The sequence below is a fragment of the Pseudomonas sp. P5_B2 genome (genome assembly GCF_056400445.1).
Window position 1 is genome coordinate 1 of record NZ_JBFULH010000653.1, and the last position, 2,175, is coordinate 2,175.

Genomic DNA, 2,175 nt, shown 5'->3' on the forward strand with positions numbered 1-2,175 from the left:
GGGATTCCAGGGCATGCCACGTCGTTACTACGCCTATGAAAACTACGCGTTCATCCCGCAGTCGGCGCAAGATTTGAATGCCTTCATTACGGTGATCGCATTGACCGTTGGCGTTTCCCAGCTGCTGTTCCTGTTCAACYTGGCCTGGAGTGCATTCAAGGGCAAGCCCGCAGGCAGTAATCCTTGGGGCGCAGCCAGTCTGGAATGGCAAACGCCGAACACCCCGCCGAAACACGGTAACTGGGGAGCGAAGCTGCCGGTCGTGTATCGCTGGGCCTATGACTACAGCGTGCCGGGGATTGATCAGGATTTCGTTCCGCAAACGGTCTCCCCCGAGGAGCTGGAACACATGCGGCAACTGAGTACCGGAACCAAGATAGCGGACGTTAAAACATGAGCCGGTTGCTATTGAGAAACGCCGACGGTGCTGACCCCGGCGGCAGTTGGAGTCGCGATCCCGGGGATGTTCGGTCCGCCGAGGGTGCCGATAGATACCAAATTGCTAGAACGGGCCTGCGCTTGTTTCTGGTCGTGGTGAGTTCGTTATTCTTTCTCTTCCTGATCGCCTTTATTGCCCGTTCTCAAATGACCGACTGGCTGCCCCTGACAGAGCCTTTGGCGCCGTTAGCCAATCTCTGGCAGCTATGGCTGAATTCGGCTTTTCTGGTATTGAGTTGCATCGCACTGCAGTGCTCGCGCATGGCCGCCCGACGGGCTCGACTGGGCGCTACGGTCAGTGGTTTTGCATTGGGGGGCGTGTTTGCCATTGCCTTTCTGGTGGGGCAATTGTGGGTCTGGCAGCAGTTTGTCGCCTGGGGCTACTTTGTCGACAGCAATCCGGCTAACAGTTTCTTCTACTTGTTGACCGGCCTGCATGGGCTGCACCTGCTGGGCGGGCTGATCGCCTGGAGCGTTATCGTCGCCAAATTCCTGCGTCGCGTGCCGTTGGCGCAGCTCAGCGTCAGCGTAGAGCTTTGCACCACCTATTGGCACTACTTACTGGGTCTTTGGTTCGTGCTTTTCGCTTTGCTGGTCAGCACACCGCAAACCTATGAAGCGATCGCCAGATTCTGCGGCCTGAGGTGAAAAATCATGGCATCGCACCCACTTGCCCCCGGCGAATCCAGTTCATCCAATCCACCAGACTCAGCGCCTGCACCGGGATGGCAGGGCATTGCCAGCGATTGGTCCTCGGATAGAGAGGCCTTCCAGCAGGTCCCTTGGGGCAAGGCGATGATGTGGATATTCCTGCTCAGCGATACGTTTATATTCACCTGTTTTTTAACCGGCTACATGTCGGTACGCATGACCATCACCACCGCTTGGCCAAACCCCAGTGAAGTGTTCGCATTGACGATCGGTGGAAAAGAAATCCCGCTTATTCTGATCGCCATCATGACCTTTGTGCTGATCAGTAGCAGTGGCACCATGGCCATGGCCGTTAACTTCGCCTATCGCCGTGATCGCGCGAAAACCACTGCCCTGATGCTGGCGACCGCGGCCTTGGGAGTGACCTTCGTCAGCATGCAGGCATTTGAATGGAGCAAGCTCATCGCAGAAGGAGTACGTCCCTGGGGGAACCCCATGGGGGCGGCACAATTTGGCGCCTGCTTTTTCATGATTACCGGTTTCCACGGACTGCATGTGTCAATCGGCGCCCTCTACCTCAGCATTGTGGCGCTGAAAGTATCGCGGGGCGATTATGAGCGCTCCGGAAACTATCAGAACGTCGAGATAGCCGGGCTTTACTGGCACTTCGTGGATTTGGTGTGGGTGTTTATTTTTGCTTTCTTCTATTTATGGTAGAGGAGCACGGGTGATGGCACATGCTCAGGGTCAGCAACATCCAATCAGTCTGTACCTCAAAATCTGGGGGCTGTTATTCGTCCTCAGCACGCTGTCGTACCTTGTCGACTATTTCCACTTCCAGGGTTACCTACGGTGGTCCCTGATTATCACTTTCATGTTGTTGAAGGCAGGTTTAATTGTCTCCATTTTTATGCACATGGCCTGGGAACGGTTGGCCATGGTCTACGCCATATTGGTGCCACCTTTATGTTTGCTGGTGCTCATCGGACTGATGGCCACCGAGGCGGACTATGTTTTCCTCAGTCGGGTCATTTTCTTTGGCCAATAAGCAGCTTTCCGATGGCCCTGAGACGCCCGGAGTTAACC

Annotated in this window: 3 protein-coding genes and 1 pseudogene; all 4 read left to right on the forward strand. The window is 55.4% G+C overall.

Annotation, left to right across the window (positions count from 1 at the left end):
• Positions 1-397, forward strand: a pseudogene (locus AC1DRJ_RS25235) (cytochrome c oxidase subunit I); the annotation flags it as partial.
• Complete coding sequence (locus AC1DRJ_RS25240; RefSeq protein ID WP_477804556.1) at positions 394-1,086, forward strand: cytochrome c oxidase subunit 3; 693 nt, start codon at positions 394-396, stop codon at positions 1,084-1,086. The pseudogene AC1DRJ_RS25235 and the gene AC1DRJ_RS25240, both read left to right, overlap by 4 nt.
• Before the next feature lie 6 nt (positions 1,087-1,092).
• The gene (locus tag AC1DRJ_RS25245) at positions 1,093-1,806 is read left to right on the forward strand and encodes a heme-copper oxidase subunit III family protein (protein ID WP_477804557.1); all 714 of its coding nucleotides are present in this window, start codon (positions 1,093-1,095) and stop codon (positions 1,804-1,806) included.
• Positions 1,807-1,819: 13 nt separating this feature from the next.
• On the forward strand, positions 1,820-2,137 hold the full coding sequence (locus tag AC1DRJ_RS25250) for a cytochrome C oxidase subunit IV family protein (protein WP_477804558.1): 318 nt from the start codon (positions 1,820-1,822) through the stop codon (positions 2,135-2,137).
• Positions 2,138-2,175: the final 38 nt, after the last annotated feature.